This window comes from Pseudomonas umsongensis (genome assembly GCF_012647205.1).
Taxonomy (GTDB): domain Bacteria; phylum Pseudomonadota; class Gammaproteobacteria; order Pseudomonadales; family Pseudomonadaceae; genus Aquipseudomonas; species Aquipseudomonas umsongensis.
Genome location: NZ_CP051487.1, coordinates 4556241 through 4571866, shown reverse-complemented (window position 1 = coordinate 4571866; position 15626 = coordinate 4556241). Strand labels below are relative to the sequence as shown.

Genomic DNA, 15626 nt, shown 5'->3' with positions numbered 1-15626 from the left:
CTGCCAGCTTTCGATAATCGCCTCCGACACCTCGTCCCAGTCGCGGAGCGCGCCATGCACAACAATAAGAACTTCACGCATCGTTTTTTACCGGCCTTGATCGCCAGCCTGTCTGCCCTCGGCATGAGTGCCACGGCCGAAGCCGAAATCATGCTGTACGACAAGGACCAGACCACGTTCTCCACCGACGGCTACATCAACGCCTTCTATGTGAACAGCGATGTCGACCGCGAAGGGGATCAGTACGACCGCCGTCAATCGCGGGTGAAAATGGGCTTCCTGCCCAACTACCTGGGCTTCAACATGGGCAAGCAGGTCGATGATCTCAAGCTGGGTGCCCGCGCCTCGTTCTGGGTCACCATCAACGACAGTGAAACCAATGGCACCGACACCGCCATCGATGTGCGGCAGTTCTACGGCACCGTGGCCAACCCCGAGTGGGGGGAAGTGCTGATCGGCAAGGACTTCGGCCTGTTCGCCCGCTCCAACATCCTGCTCGATGAGCTGCTCGCCGGCTACGGCCAGGTCAGCGATACCCTGGGGCTGGTGGATGGTGGCGGGGTGTCGTTCGGCAACATCGGCACCGGTTATCCCTATCCGTTCCCGACCTCGCAGATCACTTACCGCACACCGGTGATGGACGGTTTGCGCGTGGCGGTGGGGATCATGGACCCGGTGGACACCAATGACAGCAGCCCGACCGGCAAGGCCTACCAGGAAAATCCGCGCACCGAGAGCGAGATCACCTATCAGTTCGACCTCGCCGGGGCGAAGATCTACAGCTGGGTCAACGGCAGCTACCAGACCTCGGACAATACCGATTCCAGCGTCGACACCGTCACCTCCAAAGGCGTCGGTTATGGCGTGCAGGCAAAAATGGGTGGCTTGTCCCTGACCGGGTCGGGCTTCCAGGCCAAGGGCATCAACCCGTTTTTCACCAACAACGCCGGCGAACCGACCCTGCGCAACGTCGACAGTGACGGGTACCTGTTGCAGGGCTCCTACAAACTGGGCAAGAACCGCCTGGCCTTGTCCTACGGCAAGACCAATGACGATGGCAACGGCGTGGTCGGCAGTGGCGCGGACTACGAGACCCGCGGCATCGCGCTGTTCCATGACGTGAACGACAACCTCAAGCTGGTGGCCGAGTACAACCAGTTCGAAATCAACGGGCATGACAGCAGTGCGCAGAACGAAGACACCGATACCGTTGCAGTCGGCGCGGTGTTGACCTGGTAGTGGCTACGTGACTATCCACTGTGGGAGCGAGCCTGCTCGCGAATTCGGTGTCTCAGGCAACATCATTATTGACTGCAAGAGAGCATTCGCGAGCAGGCTCGCTCCCACAAGGATTTAACTATCTGCTGGATCTGCGGCACAAGTCTCATCCCATTGAAGCGCCTACCTGCTACCCAAGTAGCATTCGTGGCACTCGGCTGGCTTCGTACACTCGTGCCTCACACACACGCACCTGCGAGGGGCGACGATGCAGCAGGTCCAGAACGAAGGGATCGTCAGTGCGATGTCCCAGGCCACCGATCCGCAGCAGGTGGCGCAGGAGCTGGCGCGGCAGTTGCTGCATCCGCACCTGGGCTTCGTGCTGTTTTTCTGTTCCGCCGAGTACGATTTGCAGGGGTTGGGCCAGGCCTTGCAGCAAGGCTTCGGCGGCATACGCCTGGCGGGTTGCACCAGCGCCGGGGAAATCACTGCGCAAGGATATGGGCGCAATTGCGTGACGGCGGTGGGTTTTGATCATCGGTACTTTTCCATCGCCCTGGAACTGATCGACGAGATGGAGCACTTCAGCCTGATCGACGCTCAGCAGATGGTCGAGCGCCTGGTCAACGGCTGTCGCAGCAACACCCTGGCACCCATCAAGGGCAACAGCTTTGCCCTGACGTTGCTTGATGGCCTGTCCAGCCGCGAAGAAATGGTCCTCGCCGCCTTGAGTGCGGCGCTGGGCGACATCCCGCACTTTGGCGGCTCGGCCGGAGACGACAACTACCTGACCCACACCCATGTCTACTCAGGCGGCGGTTTCCACAGCGGCGCGGCGGTGGTGGTGCTGGTCAATACCTGGCTGGACTTTGAAGTGTTCACCACCCACCACATTCTGCCGCGAGCGGAGAAACTGGTGGTCACCGGCGCGGACAGCGCCTCGCGGCGGGTCTTCGAACTCAACGCCGAGCCGGCCGCCGCCGAGTACGCCCGGCACATCGGCGTGCCGGTGGGCCAACTCGACCACCGGGTCTTCGCCGCGCACCCGTTGGCGGTGCGGATCAACGAGCAGTATTACGTGCGCGCCATCCAACAGGTTCATCCGGACCTGAGCCTGAGTTTTTACTGCGCGGTGGAGAACGGCATCGTCCTCACCGCCATGACCCCGGGCCCACTGCTGCCGAACCTGCAACGCCTGTTCGACGGCTTGCAGGAGCGCCTCGGCGATCTGTTGCTGACCATTGGTTGTGACTGTTTCCTCAGGCGCCTGGAGTTGGAGGACAACGGCAGCCTGGAGCAAATCGGCAGTTTTTTGCGCGAACAGCGGGTGATGGGGTTCAACTCCTACGGAGAACAATTCAATGGCATGCACATCAACCAGACCTTCACCGGCGTTGCCATTGCCCGCGGCCGGTCCCGTGGACAGCGCTGAACTGCGGGCGCAAATCGGCGTCCTGCAAAACGACAATCAGAAACTGCAACGCATCAATGCGGCGCTGATCGAGCGCATCGAGTCCGGCGTCACCCGCGGCAACGATCCGTACGCCGCCTTCCAGCATTCGGTGGTGCTGGCCGAGCAGGTGCGAGAACGCACCGATGCCTTGAACCAGGCCATGGCCGAACTCAAGGCCGGCAACCATTTGCTCAGCGACGCGCGCCTGCGTGCCGAAACGGCCCATCAACACCTGATCGATGCCATCGAGAGCATTTCCGATGCCTTCGTGCTGTTCGATGCCGAGCAGCGCATTGTCTTGTTCAACAGCCGCTTCAAGGCGTTCTGGAGCAACAGCCGGGTGCGGATCAACGCCGGCATGCGTTTGACCGAGGTCAAGCGCCTGATGCAGAGCAACGGGTTGTTTACCGAAGAGCCTCGCGGGCATGCCGACGAAAACCTGCTGTACCGCCTGCAGGACGGTCGCTGGCTGCAAGTCAGCGAACGGCCGACCCAGGAAGGTGGGCGGGTGATCCTGTTTACCGACATCACCGACGTCAAGCTCAGCGAGACCGTGCGCCGGGAACAGGCGGTGGCGCAAAAGTCGCACTTGCTGCAACGGGCGGTCGACAACCTCTCCCAAGGGGTGGCGATGGTCAATGCCGAGGGCATTCTCGAACTGTGGAACCGGCGCTTCCTCGAGCTCAGCGGCTTGGCACCGGTGGCCGCCCATCGGCCCTTTGCCGAAGTCATCGCCGACAGCGAACTGACCCTGCTGACCCCGGCCAGTCGCGGTCCGAATGGGCGCCCCGTGCAAGAGTGCGAACAACGCCTGTGCGATGGCCGGGTCCTGGAAATCCGCACCCATCCATTGCCCACCGGCGGTTTCGTCAACACCTTCACCGACATCACCGAACGCTACCAGCACGCCGAAGCCCTGAGCGAAAGCGAGCGCTGGATTCGCTTGATCACCGACCATGTGCCGGCATTGATCGCCTACCTCAATGCCGATCTGGTCTACGAGTTCACCAATAAGGTCTATGAAGAATGGTACTGCTGGCCGCGCGGCGTGATGCTCGGCCAGAGCCTGCGCGAAGTGCACAGCGAGCAGCATTACCAGCGCCTGGAGTCCTACGTGGCCCGAGCGCTGGCCGGGGAGAGCGTGACCTTCGAATTCGCCGAGACCAACGTCAACAACCAGGAGCGCTACATGTTGCGCTCCTATGTGCCCAATCGCCTGGCCAGCGGCGAGGTGGTGGGGATCTTCGTGTTGATCCGCGACATCACCGAGCGCCGCCGTACCGCCGAGGCGCTGCACCAGGCTTATCAGAATCTCGAACTGCGGGTGCGTGAGCGCACCGCCGAACTGACCCATCTCAACGACCAGTTGCTGCGCGAAATCGAAGAACGCCGCCGGGTCGAATCACGCTTGCGTGAGGCCAAGCTGGAAGCGGAACAGGCCAACCTGTCGAAAACCAAGTTTCTCGCCGCCGTCAGTCACGACCTGCTGCAACCGCTGAATGCCGCGCGGTTGTTCACCAGTGCCTTGCTGGAGCGACGCGAGCCGATTGCCAACGAGAACCTGGTGCGCAATGTCAGCAACTCACTGGAAGATGTGGAGAGCCTGTTGGGCACCCTGGTGGATATTTCCAAGCTCGATGCCGGTGTGATCAAGGCCGATGTTGCGCCGTTCGCCTTGAGCGAACTGCTGGAAAACCTCGCCGCCGAATACACCCAGGTGGCGCGCAGCGAAGGCCTGCAACTGCATTTCATCGCCTGTTCGGCCCTGGTACGCAGCGACATCCAGTTGCTGGCGCGCATCCTGCGCAATCTGTTGAGCAACGCTATTCGTTATACCTACAGCGGTCGCGTGGTGCTGGGTTGTCGGCGTCATGAGCAAAGCCTGTCGATTCAGGTCTGGGACAGCGGGATGGGCATCGCTGAAAATCGCCTGGAAGAAATCTTCCAGGAGTTCAAGCGCGGTGATGTGCAACGCCCGGATCAGGACCGTGGCCTGGGCCTTGGCTTGGCGATTGTCGAGAAAATCGCCGGCATTCTCGGCCACCGCATTCACGTGCGTTCGTGGCCTGGCCGGGGCTCGATGTTTTCAGTGGAAGTGCCGATCAGCGCCACCGCACCCAAGCCATTGCCGAACCTGCTGATGAGCGAGCCGATGCTCGAACGGCTGCGCGGCGCGCGGGTCTGGGTGCTGGACAACGACGCGACCATTTGCGCCGGGATGCGCACGTTGCTGGAAGGATGGGGGTGTCGCGTGGTGACGGCATTGTCGGAAGAGGACCTGGCACGGCAGGTGGACAACTACCATGCCGGCGCCGACCTGTTGATTGCCGACTATCACCTGGACAACGACCAGAACGGCGTCGATGCCGTCGCGCGGATCAATGCCCGCCGAGCTTGCGCTATCCCGGCCATGATGATCACCGCCAATTACAGCAATGAACTCAAACAGCAGATCCGCGAACTGGGCCATACCCTGATGCACAAACCGGTGCGGCCGATGAAGCTGAAGGCGGCGATGAGTCATCTGCTCGCCAGGCCTTGAGGTCTGATCGTTCCTACGCTCTGCGTGGGAATGCAGCCCGGGACGCTCCGCGTCCCTTTAAGAGCCGAACGCGGAGCGTCCGTTGAGGCATTCCCACGCAGAGCGTGGGAACGATCAGGTCACCGGCGCAGATATGAGCCGAAATCGATATCCCCGGCACTCAGGATCGCCTGCACGCGGTTGTGCACGTTGAGCTTGCGCAGGATCGCCGAGACGTGGGCCTTCACCGTGGTTTCGGCGATTTCCAGGGTATAGGCGATCTGTTTGTTCGATTCGCCCTTGGTCATGCGCTCCAGGACCTGCAGTTGCTTGCGGGTCAGGGCCTGGAGCAGTTCCGGCGGGAAGCTCGGGGCATCGTTCATCCGCCGGTGCGTGCTGCTTTTTGCGGTGCGGATGATGTCCGGCGGCAGGTAGACATTGCCGTTGAGGATCTGCTGGATCGCTTCGGTCATCTGCGCACGGGGCGAGGATTTGGTGATGAAACCCACCGCGCCGTAAGTGATGGCTTGCAGGACGATCTGTTTGTCCTGCTCGGCGGAGACGATGACCACGGGAATGGTCGGCGCTTCGTTGCGCAGGTTGATCAGGCCATTGAGCCCGTGCATGCCGGGCATGTTCAGGTCGAGCAGGATAAGGTCCAGGTCATCGTGTTCCTGGGTCAGCGCGAGGGCACTGTCGAGGTCGGCGGTCTCCATCACCTCGCTACCGGCAAAGCCATCGCTGATGACGTTGTGTATGGCTTCGCGAAACAGCGGGTGATCGTCGGCAATCAGAATTTTGTACATGGCCTTTCACCTCATTATTTTGATTATGGTGTGGCAACAACACGCACGCGTAAAGCTCAGGGAAAGGGTTCGGGCTGGGCTGGCGTGACCGGCAGCCTGGCAGCCTGCCAGGCGTCGAGGCCATCGCGATACCAATACAGTGATTTATAGCCCAGGCTGGCCGCGCGTTTGACCGCATTCCAGCTCAACCAGCAATCGGAGCGGCAGTAGAAGACCAGCGGTTGCGTCGGGTTGCCGGCCGTCAGTTTTTTCAGGTTGTCGGCGAAATACGCCTGCCACTGCGGCGTCAGCTCACCGTCGCCCGTGTTGGCCAGCCAATGGCTGCCGGGCAGGTTTTCGTGGAGTTGGTCTTCGATGAAGCGGCCTTGCAGCCATTGGCGGCGGTAGACGTCGATCAGCACCGGGCGCGGGTCCTGTTCAAGCAGATTTTGCAGGATGGGTGTATCGATGATGGTCGCGTCCTGCATCACGTCCGGCGTAGGGCTGCGGTACAGGTCGATGCGATAGCCGTCATGGGAAAACAGCGGGGTTTGGGCGTGTACACCGCCCAGCCACAGGCTCAGCGACAACGCAGCGAGTGTGGGACGCAACAGGTGACGTCGGGCACGCGGCATGGGGTAGGTCCTTATAGTTATGAACCCATTACATGCCAGTCGCGCTGCGTTGGGAATGCGACGATAGACAGGTAAAACCAGTACTAAAGTAGTAAGTTTTCTGTGGCGAGGGGATGATCAGGGAGTGTCAGCTGGATTTGCGCAGGGCCGCGTGTTGTGGGTTGAAGGTGAGCACGGCGAGCAGGGCGAACAGCAGGGTCAACCCTACGCACACCGCCAGCGCCAGCGGATTGAATCGTTCGTACAAGGCAAAGCGCACCAGCTCCACCGCATGGCTGAACGGGTTCACCGCGCATAGCCAGTACAACCACTCGCTGGCTTCGCGCATTTTCCACAGCGGATACAGAGCCGAAGACAGGAAAAACAGCGGGAAGATCACGAAGTTCATCACCCCGGCGAAGTTCTCCAACTGGCGGATCGCGTTCGACAGCAACAGGCCCAGTGCGCTGAGCATCAACGCCACCAGCAACAGCGCCGGCAGGGCAACCAGCAAACCCATGGCTGGCGGTCGCACGCCGTAGAGCCAGGCGATCGCCAGGAAGGCATAGACCTGCAGCAGCGAGATCAGCGAGGTGGCCAGCAGCTTGCTGCACAGCAGGAAGGTTCGGGGCAGGGGGCTGGTAAGCAGTACGCGCATGCTGCCCATCTCGCGGTCATAGACCATCGACAGTGACCCTTGCATGCCGTTGAACAGCAGGATCATGCAGGCCAGTCCCGGGATGATGTAGACCTCATACGGAATGTAGGTGTCGTAGGGTTCGATGATGGCGATTCCCAGTGCCGCGCGAAACCCCGCGGCGAACACCAATAACCACAGCAACGGCCGCACCAGGGCGCTGAGAAACCGCGTGCGTTGCAGTACGAAGCGCAGCCACTCGCGCAGGACGATACCGCGCAAGCATTGCCAGTAGGCGTTCATTGGGCAGCTCCTGGAGTGGTCAGGCGAGTGAAGGCCGAGCCCAGGTCGCCACCGTATTCCAGGCTCAGTGCGTCGGCCTGTCCGCTGGCTACCAGGCGGCCCTGGTGAAGGATCAACAAGTCATCGCCGGGCTGCACTTCGTCGAGCAGATGAGTGGTCCAGAGCACGCTGATGTGCTGCTCGTGGCACAGCGTGCGAATGTGCAGGTTGAGCGCCAGGCGACTGGCCGGATCGAGGCCGGCGCTGGCTTCGTCGAGCAGCAACAGACGCGGTTCATGCAACAGCGCGCGGGCGATTTCCACCCGGCGGCGATGGCCGCCATTGAGTTCGCGCACCCGTTCACCACGGCGCTCGTCCAGGGCCTGGCGAGCCAGTTCCGCATCGACCCGCAAGCCGGTCTCGCGGCGGGACAAGCCATGCAGCGCGGCGTGATAACGCAGGTTCTGCTCGACGCTCAGGTCCAGGTCCAGGGTGCTTTGCTGGAACACCACACCCAGCTGTTTCAGCGCCGGACGCGGGGCGCTGCGCAATGAACAGCCGCCGACCCGGATATCGCCGTGCTGCAGGTCATAGAGGCGGGTGAGCAAAGCGATCAGGGTTGATTTGCCGGCGCCGTTAGGCCCCAGCAGCGCGGCGAAACGCCCGGGTGCGAGGCTGAAATTCACCTGGCGCAAGGCCTCCCGAGGCCCGTAGGTAAAACTCAGGTCGCTGACTTCCAGGGCGTTCATGGGGTCACCACCACGCCCCAGGGATAACGTCCGACCTTCACCGATTTGCTGACCTTGAGGTTGTCGACATCGATCACCGAGACATCGCCGCTGACGCCATTGGTGGCGAGCAACTGCTTTTGATCGGGGGTGAAAGCCAGTTGCCAGACACGTCGGCCCACCAGCAGGTAATCGAGGATCTCGAAAGTCTTGGCGTCGACGACCGCCACGTGGTTGGCCGGCCCCAGGGCAACGAAGGCGTACTTGCCGTCGGCGCTGAGCTTGATGCCCACCGGCTGCACTTTGTCCGGGTGCACGCCCTTGATCTGGAAGTTCAGGGTCTTGAGGATGTTGCGGTGGGCGACGTCGAGAATCGTCACCGTGCCACCGATCTCCGCCGAGGCCCAGAGCTGCGAACCGTCGTTGTTGAATTCGACGAAGCGCGGCCTTTGATCCACCAGCGTGCTGTCGGCCAGGGTCTGGGTGCTGGTGTCGATCCAGTGCAGCATGTTGGTGGTTTCGCTGGTGTTGACCGCCCACTTGCCGTCAGGGCTGACGGCCATGCCTTCAGGCTCGACACCGACGTTGATCTGCCCGAGGACCTTGGACGTCTCGGTGTCGATCACCGTGACCAGCGCATCGTCTTCGTTGGAGACGTACAGCCAGCGATTGTTAGGGTGCAGGGCGAATTGCTCGGGGTCTTTACCCGAGGGCAGTTCCTTGATGATCTTGCGGGTGGCCACGTCCATCACCTGGACCCGGTCCGAGTCGCTGGCGCAGATGTACAGCAACTTGTTGTCATGGGACAGCAACAGGCCACGGGGGCGCTGGCCGACAGCGAGGGTGTCGGTGACTTGCAGGGTCTGCATGTCGATCAGGCTCAGGCTGTTGTCCTTTTCATTGGAGACCCAGGCGGTGCTGGCGGCGGCATGGCCCGTGGCGAGCAGCAGGGCGCAGGAAATCAGAGTGCGGCGCATGGCAGTTTCCTTGTTGTAGTTGTTGTATTCAGGGAAAGCGGCAACTGACCTCGGGCTTGTCGTAACCCAGGCTGTCCATCTCGTTGAAGGGGTGCAGGAAGCCGTCCTGGGGTGAGGTGCTGACCAGGGCCCGCGGCTGCACGATCGGAATCGGTTGGCGCAGTTGGCCGTTCCACGGGCGGTAACTGAGCTTGCGTCCCTTGAAACCGTCCAGCGGCAATTGATCGCTGATTTCCAGGTCGCGGATGGCCATCGGCTCGGTTTGCCGCGACTTGCTGACGGCGCTGGCGATGCTGCGCACGGCGATCCAGGCCGCAAAGTCACGGTCATTCATCCAGCGCCCGGCCAAGGCTTCGAAGCGCTTCTGTAGTTGTGCGGCGCCGTAGGTTTCCACGGTCTTGTGCCAACCCACCGGGGTCAGGCCCTGGGTACCGGCAACCGGCCGCGGGTACCAGGTCTGGTACGGCACGTACTCACCGAAATCACCGCGCTCATCGGCCACCAGCACCACGTCGTATTCGGCGGTCTGGGTGAACAGCGGCATGTCGGCCTGGGCGCTGCGCCGTTGATCGTTATCGAAGCTCCAGGGTTTTTCCGCCACCAGTTGCAAGCCAAAGCGCTTGGCCGCGCGGCGCAGGGCCGCGGCATAGGCTTGATCGTCGCCGGTCGGGCCAACGATCAGCAGCGCCCGCTGCCATTTGCGCACTACCAGAAATTGAGCCAACGCGTCGGCGAGCATTGCCCGGCTCGGCAGGCTGTGCAGCACGTTGGGTAAACAATCGGTGCTGCGCAGGCTGTCGTCGGGGCTGCCGGCATTGAACAGAAGGCTATCGGGCAGCGCTGCACTAAGTTGGCGCAGGCTGCTGGCAGGTGCGTTCACCACGAACAGGCGCAGGCCTTGGTCGTGCTGGTTTTTTGCGGCGCTGAGCAAGGCTTCGGGACTGTCGACACTGGCGCTGACCAGGCTGTAGGCGTGATTGAGAAAACGCCCGGTGCTGTTGCTGTCGGTGATCGCCAGTTCGGCGCCGCGCAACCCGGCGTCGCTGGGTTCGGGGATGACGTTCGACAGCAGCGGGCCAGGGTCCGGGCGATAGCCCAGGTAGCCGATCCGTACCTGCAACGGCGCGTCCGCCGCCTGGCTTTGGGTGACCAGCCCGGCGGCGCAGGCAATCGCCAGCAGGTAGATCAGGGCGTAAGGGGCAAGCTGGCGCATAGGGCACTCCATTACAGGTAGCGCCAGCATAGGAAGCCCATGCCGCCGGGGAAATATGCAGAAAGTACCAAGCAGCCAGTACCAAGGTAGTAGCCCGCGCCGGGCGGCGCGGTTTTAGCATGATCAACAACGGCCACTGCTCTGGAGGGGATTGACCATGCGTATCGTCAAGGCACTGCTCCTGCCGTTTTTGCTGATCCTGACCCTGATCGGTGTCGACCGGCTCCACGGCTCGCGTCCCGTGGCGTTGCAGGTCATGCCCGCGACACCGGGGCGCTAGGCATGTCAGCCCTGTGGCGGATCAATCTGTGGGTCTGCGGTTTTTTTGCGCTGGTGACCCTGGCTTGCATGACGTTGTTGGTGCATCAAGCGCTGCAGGACGTGGAACGTGAGCTGCAATCGGCCGAAGCGGTGGTCGAGTACCTGAGCGAAACCGCCGAACGTGACCCGATCAGCCTGCAACCGCGGCTGACCCAAGGCCTGCGCCACGTCCGCGTACGCTGGCTGGGGCCGGAGGAACAGCCACCGCTAGCCGTGCAAAGTGGGCTCGATGCCTGGCTGGGCCGCCTGCTGTTCGCCGAAGTGCGTCATGGCGCCAGAATCCTCGCTCTGGCGGATGGCCGACGGGTGCAGATTGCGCTTGATCCACGGGATGAAATCGACGAAGTCTGGGACTCCGTGCAACAACTGCTCAGCCTGTGTGCGATGGCCCTGGTGGTCAGTCTGCTGACCATCCGCTGGGCGGTGCGTCGTGGCATGGGGCTGCTCGATGAGCTGCTGCGGGCGTTCCAGCAGGTGTGTGCCGGACAGCTCACAGTGCGCCTGCGTCCAGAAGGGGGGCCGGAGGCGCGGCAACTGGCAACGCATTTCAACCGCATGACCGACGCGCTGGAACAGGCTGGTAGCGATAATGCCCGGCTGACCCAGGCCTTGCTGGCGGTGCAGGAACAGGAACGTACCCAGCTGGCCCAGACCCTGCACGACGATCTCGGCCAGTACCTGGCCGGGATCCGTGCGCAGGCGTGCCTGTTGCGCCTGGCGGCCGATCAACCGCAGACCGTCGAGCGCACGATGCGCGAACTGGAGCACAACTGCGAACACCTTCAACAAGGCTTTCGGGCCCTGGTGCACAACCTCTATCCGGTGGTCCTGCAACACTTGCCGTTGGCCGAAGCCATCACGTTGCTGGTGGAGCAATGGCAAGGCCGGCAGGGTATTGATTGTCGGCTGCGGCTCAGTGCGCAGTTACCGGCGCTGTCGGGGCCGGACAAAACCCATCTGTACCGATTGCTGCAAGAAGCCCTGACCAACATCACCCGGCATGCCGACGCCAGTCAGGTGCGGGTGCGCCTGCAACATCACGGCGCACGCTTGCGCCTGCTGGTGCGCGATAACGGTCGCGGTGCGGAGCAACCACAGCGCCCCGGTGTCGGGCTGTATTCGATGCGCGAACGCGCCCGCAGCCTGGGCGCTGAGTTGCGCATCATCAGCCAGCCCGGCGCCGGTTGGGCGCTAACCTTGAGCGTGCCTTTGGAGGTTTCATGAGTATTCTGCTGGTCGATGATCATGCGGTCGTCCGCCAGGGCTACGCTAGCCTGTTGCGAGCCCTGATGCCGGCGATGGAAGTTCGCGAGGCGGCAACGGGCGAGGAGGCGTTGCTGCGGGTTCAGGACAGCGTGCCGCACCTGGTGATCATGGATTTCGGCCTGCCGGGTATCAGTGGCCTGGAAACCACTCGGCGGCTGCGGCAACGCCTGCCACAATTGCGGGTGCTGTTTTTCAGCATGCACGATGAACTGCCGCTGGTGCGTCAGGCACTGGAGGCAGGGGCATCGGGATATTTGACCAAGAGCTCGGCGCCAGAAGTGTTGATCGAGGCGGTGCGGCGCGTGCTCGCAGGCCATGCCTACATCGAACAACCGCTGGCCACTCAACTGGCCTGCCATCGCCAGCAGGACGCCAGCGACCCGCGCTTGCAGAGCATGACCCAGCGCGAGCTGGAGATTTTCGTGATGCTCGCCAAAGGCACCCCCACGCGGCAGATCGCCGAGCAGTTGAGCATCAGCAGCAAGACCGTTTCCAATCACCTGACGTTGCTCAAGAGCAAGTTGCAGGTGAGCTCCCATGCCGAGCTGGTGCATCTGGGGATTGATATGGGGGTGGTGCGCAAGGCGGGCTGACGCGGGATTGATGATCGTTCCCACGCTCTGCGTGGGAATGCAGCCCGGGACGCTCCGCGTCCCCAAAAGCGTGACGCAGAGCGTCACAAGAGGCGTTCCCAAGCAGAGCGTGGGAACGATCGGTACCCGGTCACCTGCCCCATGTCGTCGGGCACCCCGTGCAGCCCTCCATGTTCGCATCCTGGAAATTCGCATAATGCTGGCGCGAGCCGCCGAGGTTGGCGTTTTCCAGGTTGCTTTCGCCCAACTTGGCCTCTTGCAGGTTGGCGTCGCTGAGGTTGGCGCCCTTGAGATCGGCCTTGCTCAGCCAGGTCATCTCCAGATCGGCGGCGCCCAGGTTGGCGTTGTGCAACCTGGCCCCGGACAGCCGCGCGAATTGCAGGTCGGCGGCGCTGAGGTCGGCGTTCTCGAATTGCGCGCCCTGGGCGAACAGCCCCCAGCCCTGGATTGCCACCAGCGTGGCGCCGGTGAAATCAGCCAGGCGCACATTGCTTTGTTGCAGGCTGGCGCGGGTCAGGTTGGCGCCCTGTAGCTGGGCCTGTTCCAGGTTGGCCAGGTCGAGGCGGGCGTGGCGCAGGTCGGCCTCGCGCAGGTCGGCACCGCTCAGGTTCATGTTGCGCAGGTCCTGGTTGCTCAGGTTGGCGCCCTTGAGATTGGCGCCGGGGCATTGGCTGTGTTCGGCGATGGTGCAGCCGTTGATGATCAGTGGGGTGTCGCCGCCGTCGTCGGCGTGGACCAGCTGCAGGGTCAGTAGAAGAAACAGCGGCAGGTATTTCATGGCAGGGTTCTCTTGGGAGTGAGATTGCCGAACGGACGCAGAGCGTCCGGGGCTGCATTCCCACGCAGAGCGTGGGAACGATCAGGTGTTGGGGTGTTATTTTTGCGCGGTCTGGTTATCCCAGCTCGGAATCTTGAACACCCAGAACGATCCGCCTTGAGCTACCGGCTTGGTCAGCTCCGCCATGTCGCCGCCCCACAACGGCACCGCGCCGCCGTAGCCCACGGTCACGCCGATGTACTGCTCGCCGTCCTGCTCCCAGGTGATCGGTGGGGAAACGATGCCGCTGCCGGTCTGGAATTTCCACAGTTCCTTACCGGTCTTGGCATCGAAGGCCTTGAAGAACCCGTCGCCGGTACCGGTGAACACCAGGTTGCCCTTGGTCGCCAGCACGCCGGCCCACAGCGGCAGGTGTTCCTTGTGCTCCCAGACCACTTTGCCGGTGGTCGGGTTCATCGCCCGCAACGTCCCGACGTGATCGTCGTACATGCGCTTGATGCGGAAACCCATGCCCAAATAGGCCGAGCCTTTCTTGTAGTTGACCTCTTCGGTCCAGTATTCCTCTTTCCACTGGTTGCCCGGGATATAGAACAGCCCGGTGTCCTGGCTGTAGGCCATGGGGTTCCAGTTCTTGCCACCGAGGAACGGCGGCGAGACTTCCACGGGCTTGCCCTTGGTTTCCCCCGGCAACGGCTTGGCCGGACGCTGGCCTTCGTTTTCCACCGGGCGGCCGGTCTTGAGATCGATGTGGCTGGCCCAGGTGATGTTGTCGACGAAGGGGAAGGCGTTCTGCAATTTGCCGTTGTTTCGGTCGACCACATAGAAGAAGCCGTTGCGGTCGGCGTGGCCGGTGGCCTTGACCGTTTTGCCGTCCTTGTCCTTGTAGTCGAACAGCACCAATTCGTTGTTGCCGGAGAAGTCCCAGGCATCGTTCGGCGTGTGCTGGTAGAACCATTTCACTTCGCCGGTGCTCGGGTCGACGCCGACCTGGCCAGAGGTGTAGAGGCTGTCGTAATCGTGTGGGTTGCCGTCCTTTGAGGTACGCGCCCAAGTGTTCCACGGGCCTGGATTACCGGCGCCGACGATGATGGTGTTGGTTTCGGCATCGAAACTGGCGCTCTGCCAAGGTGCGCCGCCACCATGGCTCCAGGCTTCGACCTTGCCGGTTTCGGTGGTCGGATCGTTCGGCCACGACGGCGCCTTGACGTCGCCGGTGGGGGTGCTGTCCTTGCCGTTCAAGCGGCCCATATGGCCTTCGACGAAAGGCCGCATCCAGACTTCCTCGCCGGTGTCCGGATCCCGGGCGAAGAGCTGGCCGACCACGCCGAACTCGTCACCGGAACTCCCATGGATCAACAGCACCTTGCCGCTGGCCTTGTCCTTGATCAGCACCGGCGCGCCGGTCATGGTGTAGCCCGCGGCGTGGTCGCCGAACTTCTTGTTCCACACGACTTTTCCGGTGTTCTTGTCCAGGGCGATCAGCCGAGCATCTAGGGTGCCGAAGTAGATTTTGTCGCCATAGATCGCCGCGCCGCGGTTGACCACGTCGCAGCACGGCCGAATGTTGTCCGGCAGGCGATGGTTGTAGGTCCATAGGCGCTTGCCGGTCTTGGCATCGAGGGCGAATACCCGCGAATACGAGCCGGTGACGTAGACCACGCCGTCGCTGACGATCGCCTGGGATTCCTGGCCGCGCTGTTTCTCGTCGCCGAAGGAGTAAGACCAGGCCGGAGTCAGCTTGAACACGTTCTTGTCGTTGACCTGGGCCAGTGGGCTCCAGCGCTGGGCGTTAGTGCCCATCCCGTACTGCAGCACGTCCTTGGTGGTCAGGTGATCGTTGGCAATGTCTTCCCAACTCACGTTACGGGTGGCGCTGGCCGGTGCGGTCTCGGCGAATCCGGCAGGGCTCAGGGACAGGCTGCCGACCAGCAAAAAAGCGTGTACGGCGACGGTCAAGGGGGAAAGGGCGGGTAGCGATCTTATTGTCATGGTTGCAGTTCCCAGTGGAGGTTTTGACCTGCACAGGGTGGGGCGCCGGGGCGGACGGCGGATACGGAAAATGTCCCGCCGTTGCCGGGAAAACTTCCCATGTGCCACCTGATTTAGGTGTCCCTCCAAGGCCTTACTACCAAGGGATTAGGCGCCGACCACCAAAGCAGCATGGGGTGCATGCCACGGGGTTTCTAAGATGGCTGCCATAGCCTCTGCCAAGAGGTCTTGCGTGCAATCCTGAGGGCATA

Annotated in this window: 14 protein-coding genes; 6 read left to right on the top strand and 8 right to left on the bottom strand. The window is 62.4% G+C overall.

Translation table 11 applies throughout. From position 1 onward, the window contains the following. Positions 1–54 precede the first annotated feature (54 nt). The 3 genes from HGP31_RS20595 (at position 55) to nahK (ending at position 5213) form a co-directional block, all read left to right on the top strand. On the top strand, positions 55–1239 hold the full coding sequence (locus tag HGP31_RS20595; protein WP_020801028.1) for a porin: 1185 nt from the start codon (positions 55–57) through the stop codon (positions 1237–1239). Positions 1240–1486: 247 nt separating this feature from the next. After that, positions 1487–2650, top strand: coding sequence for a nitric oxide-sensing protein NosP (gene nosP, locus HGP31_RS20590; RefSeq protein ID WP_168758550.1), 1164 nt, complete (start codon positions 1487–1489; stop codon positions 2648–2650). Continuing rightward, a complete protein-coding gene (gene nahK, locus HGP31_RS20585; RefSeq protein ID WP_420850667.1) occupies positions 2580–5213 on the top strand; it encodes a hybrid sensor histidine kinase/response regulator NahK/ErcS' in 2634 nt (877 codons plus the stop codon). The genes nosP and nahK overlap by 71 nt, the downstream gene beginning before the upstream one ends. A gap of 119 nt (positions 5214–5332) precedes the next feature. On the opposite strand, the gene HGP31_RS20580 is transcribed toward nahK, so the two are convergent. The 6 genes from HGP31_RS20580 to HGP31_RS20555 form a co-directional block, all read right to left on the bottom strand. Then, entirely contained in the window at positions 5333–5998 is a 666-nt protein-coding gene (locus HGP31_RS20580) for a response regulator transcription factor (protein ID WP_008056546.1), read from the bottom strand. A gap of 56 nt (positions 5999–6054) precedes the next feature. Then, positions 6055–6612, bottom strand: a complete 558-nt coding sequence (locus HGP31_RS20575) for a PQQ-dependent catabolism-associated CXXCW motif protein (RefSeq protein WP_033044204.1) — start codon at positions 6610–6612, stop codon at positions 6055–6057. A 127-nt stretch (positions 6613–6739) separates the two neighbouring features. Next, entirely contained in the window at positions 6740–7531 is a 792-nt protein-coding gene (locus HGP31_RS20570) for an ABC transporter permease (RefSeq protein ID WP_020800562.1), read from the bottom strand. Next, positions 7528–8259 (bottom strand): ABC transporter ATP-binding protein, encoded by a 732-nt coding sequence (locus HGP31_RS20565; RefSeq protein ID WP_168758549.1) that lies wholly within the window; start codon positions 8257–8259, stop codon positions 7528–7530. The genes HGP31_RS20570 and HGP31_RS20565 overlap by 4 nt, the downstream gene beginning before the upstream one ends. Beyond that, positions 8256–9215: a YVTN family beta-propeller repeat protein gene (locus HGP31_RS20560; RefSeq protein WP_020800564.1), complete on the bottom strand. Its 960-nt coding sequence runs from the start codon at positions 9213–9215 to the stop codon at positions 8256–8258. The genes HGP31_RS20565 and HGP31_RS20560 overlap by 4 nt, the downstream gene beginning before the upstream one ends. Before the next feature lie 28 nt (positions 9216–9243). Then, a complete protein-coding gene (locus tag HGP31_RS20555) occupies positions 9244–10428 on the bottom strand; it encodes an ABC transporter substrate-binding protein (protein ID WP_083349400.1) in 1185 nt (394 codons plus the stop codon). A gap of 157 nt (positions 10429–10585) precedes the next feature. Here HGP31_RS20555 and HGP31_RS30730 point away from each other — a divergent pair, with 157 nt between their 5' ends. The 3 genes from HGP31_RS30730 to HGP31_RS20545 are packed head-to-tail and all read left to right on the top strand — an operon-like array spanning position 10586 to position 12608. Further along, on the top strand, positions 10586–10708 hold the full coding sequence (locus HGP31_RS30730; RefSeq protein ID WP_020800566.1) for a hypothetical protein: 123 nt from the start codon (positions 10586–10588) through the stop codon (positions 10706–10708). A gap of 2 nt (positions 10709–10710) precedes the next feature. Further along, a complete protein-coding gene (locus HGP31_RS20550; protein ID WP_168758548.1) occupies positions 10711–11973 on the top strand; it encodes a sensor histidine kinase in 1263 nt (420 codons plus the stop codon). After that, entirely contained in the window at positions 11970–12608 is a 639-nt protein-coding gene (locus HGP31_RS20545; RefSeq protein WP_033044193.1) for a response regulator, read from the top strand. Before HGP31_RS20550 ends, HGP31_RS20545 begins: the two co-directional genes overlap by 4 nt. 130 nt (positions 12609–12738) lie before the next feature. Here HGP31_RS20545 and HGP31_RS20540 read toward each other — a convergent pair whose 3' ends face one another. Together HGP31_RS20540 and exaA are read right to left on the bottom strand one after the other, a co-directional pair. Further along, positions 12739–13386: a pentapeptide repeat-containing protein gene (locus tag HGP31_RS20540; protein WP_168758547.1), complete on the bottom strand. Its 648-nt coding sequence runs from the start codon at positions 13384–13386 to the stop codon at positions 12739–12741. Between the two features lie 96 nt (positions 13387–13482). Continuing rightward, on the bottom strand, positions 13483–15375 hold the full coding sequence (gene exaA / locus HGP31_RS20535) for a quinoprotein ethanol dehydrogenase (protein WP_020800570.1): 1893 nt from the start codon (positions 15373–15375) through the stop codon (positions 13483–13485). Positions 15376–15626 lie beyond the last annotated feature (251 nt).

What these genes read in the sequence shown, in the direction of transcription:
- HGP31_RS20595 (WP_020801028.1), top strand. Translation starts at nt 55, where the DNA reads ATGCACAACAATAAGAACTTCACGCATCGTTTTTTACCGGCCTTGATC.
- nosP (WP_168758550.1), top strand. Translation starts at nt 1,487, where the DNA reads ATGCAGCAGGTCCAGAACGAAGGGATCGTCAGTGCGATGTCCCAGGCC.
- nahK (WP_420850667.1), top strand. Translation starts at nt 2,580, where the DNA reads ATGGCATGCACATCAACCAGACCTTCACCGGCGTTGCCATTGCCCGCG.
- HGP31_RS20580 (WP_008056546.1), bottom strand. Translation starts at nt 5,998, where the DNA reads ATGTACAAAATTCTGATTGCCGACGATCACCCGCTGTTTCGCGAAGCC.
- HGP31_RS20575 (WP_033044204.1), bottom strand. Translation starts at nt 6,612, where the DNA reads ATGCCGCGTGCCCGACGTCACCTGTTGCGTCCCACACTCGCTGCGTTG.
- HGP31_RS20570 (WP_020800562.1), bottom strand. Translation starts at nt 7,531, where the DNA reads ATGAACGCCTACTGGCAATGCTTGCGCGGTATCGTCCTGCGCGAGTGG.
- HGP31_RS20565 (WP_168758549.1), bottom strand. Translation starts at nt 8,259, where the DNA reads ATGAACGCCCTGGAAGTCAGCGACCTGAGTTTTACCTACGGGCCTCGG.
- HGP31_RS20560 (WP_020800564.1), bottom strand. Translation starts at nt 9,215, where the DNA reads ATGCGCCGCACTCTGATTTCCTGCGCCCTGCTGCTCGCCACGGGCCAT.
- HGP31_RS20555 (WP_083349400.1), bottom strand. Translation starts at nt 10,428, where the DNA reads ATGCGCCAGCTTGCCCCTTACGCCCTGATCTACCTGCTGGCGATTGCC.
- HGP31_RS30730 (WP_020800566.1), top strand. Translation starts at nt 10,586, where the DNA reads ATGCGTATCGTCAAGGCACTGCTCCTGCCGTTTTTGCTGATCCTGACC.
- HGP31_RS20550 (WP_168758548.1), top strand. Translation starts at nt 10,711, where the DNA reads ATGTCAGCCCTGTGGCGGATCAATCTGTGGGTCTGCGGTTTTTTTGCG.
- HGP31_RS20545 (WP_033044193.1), top strand. Translation starts at nt 11,970, where the DNA reads ATGAGTATTCTGCTGGTCGATGATCATGCGGTCGTCCGCCAGGGCTAC.
- HGP31_RS20540 (WP_168758547.1), bottom strand. Translation starts at nt 13,386, where the DNA reads ATGAAATACCTGCCGCTGTTTCTTCTACTGACCCTGCAGCTGGTCCAC.
- exaA (WP_020800570.1), bottom strand. Translation starts at nt 15,375, where the DNA reads ATGACAATAAGATCGCTACCCGCCCTTTCCCCCTTGACCGTCGCCGTA.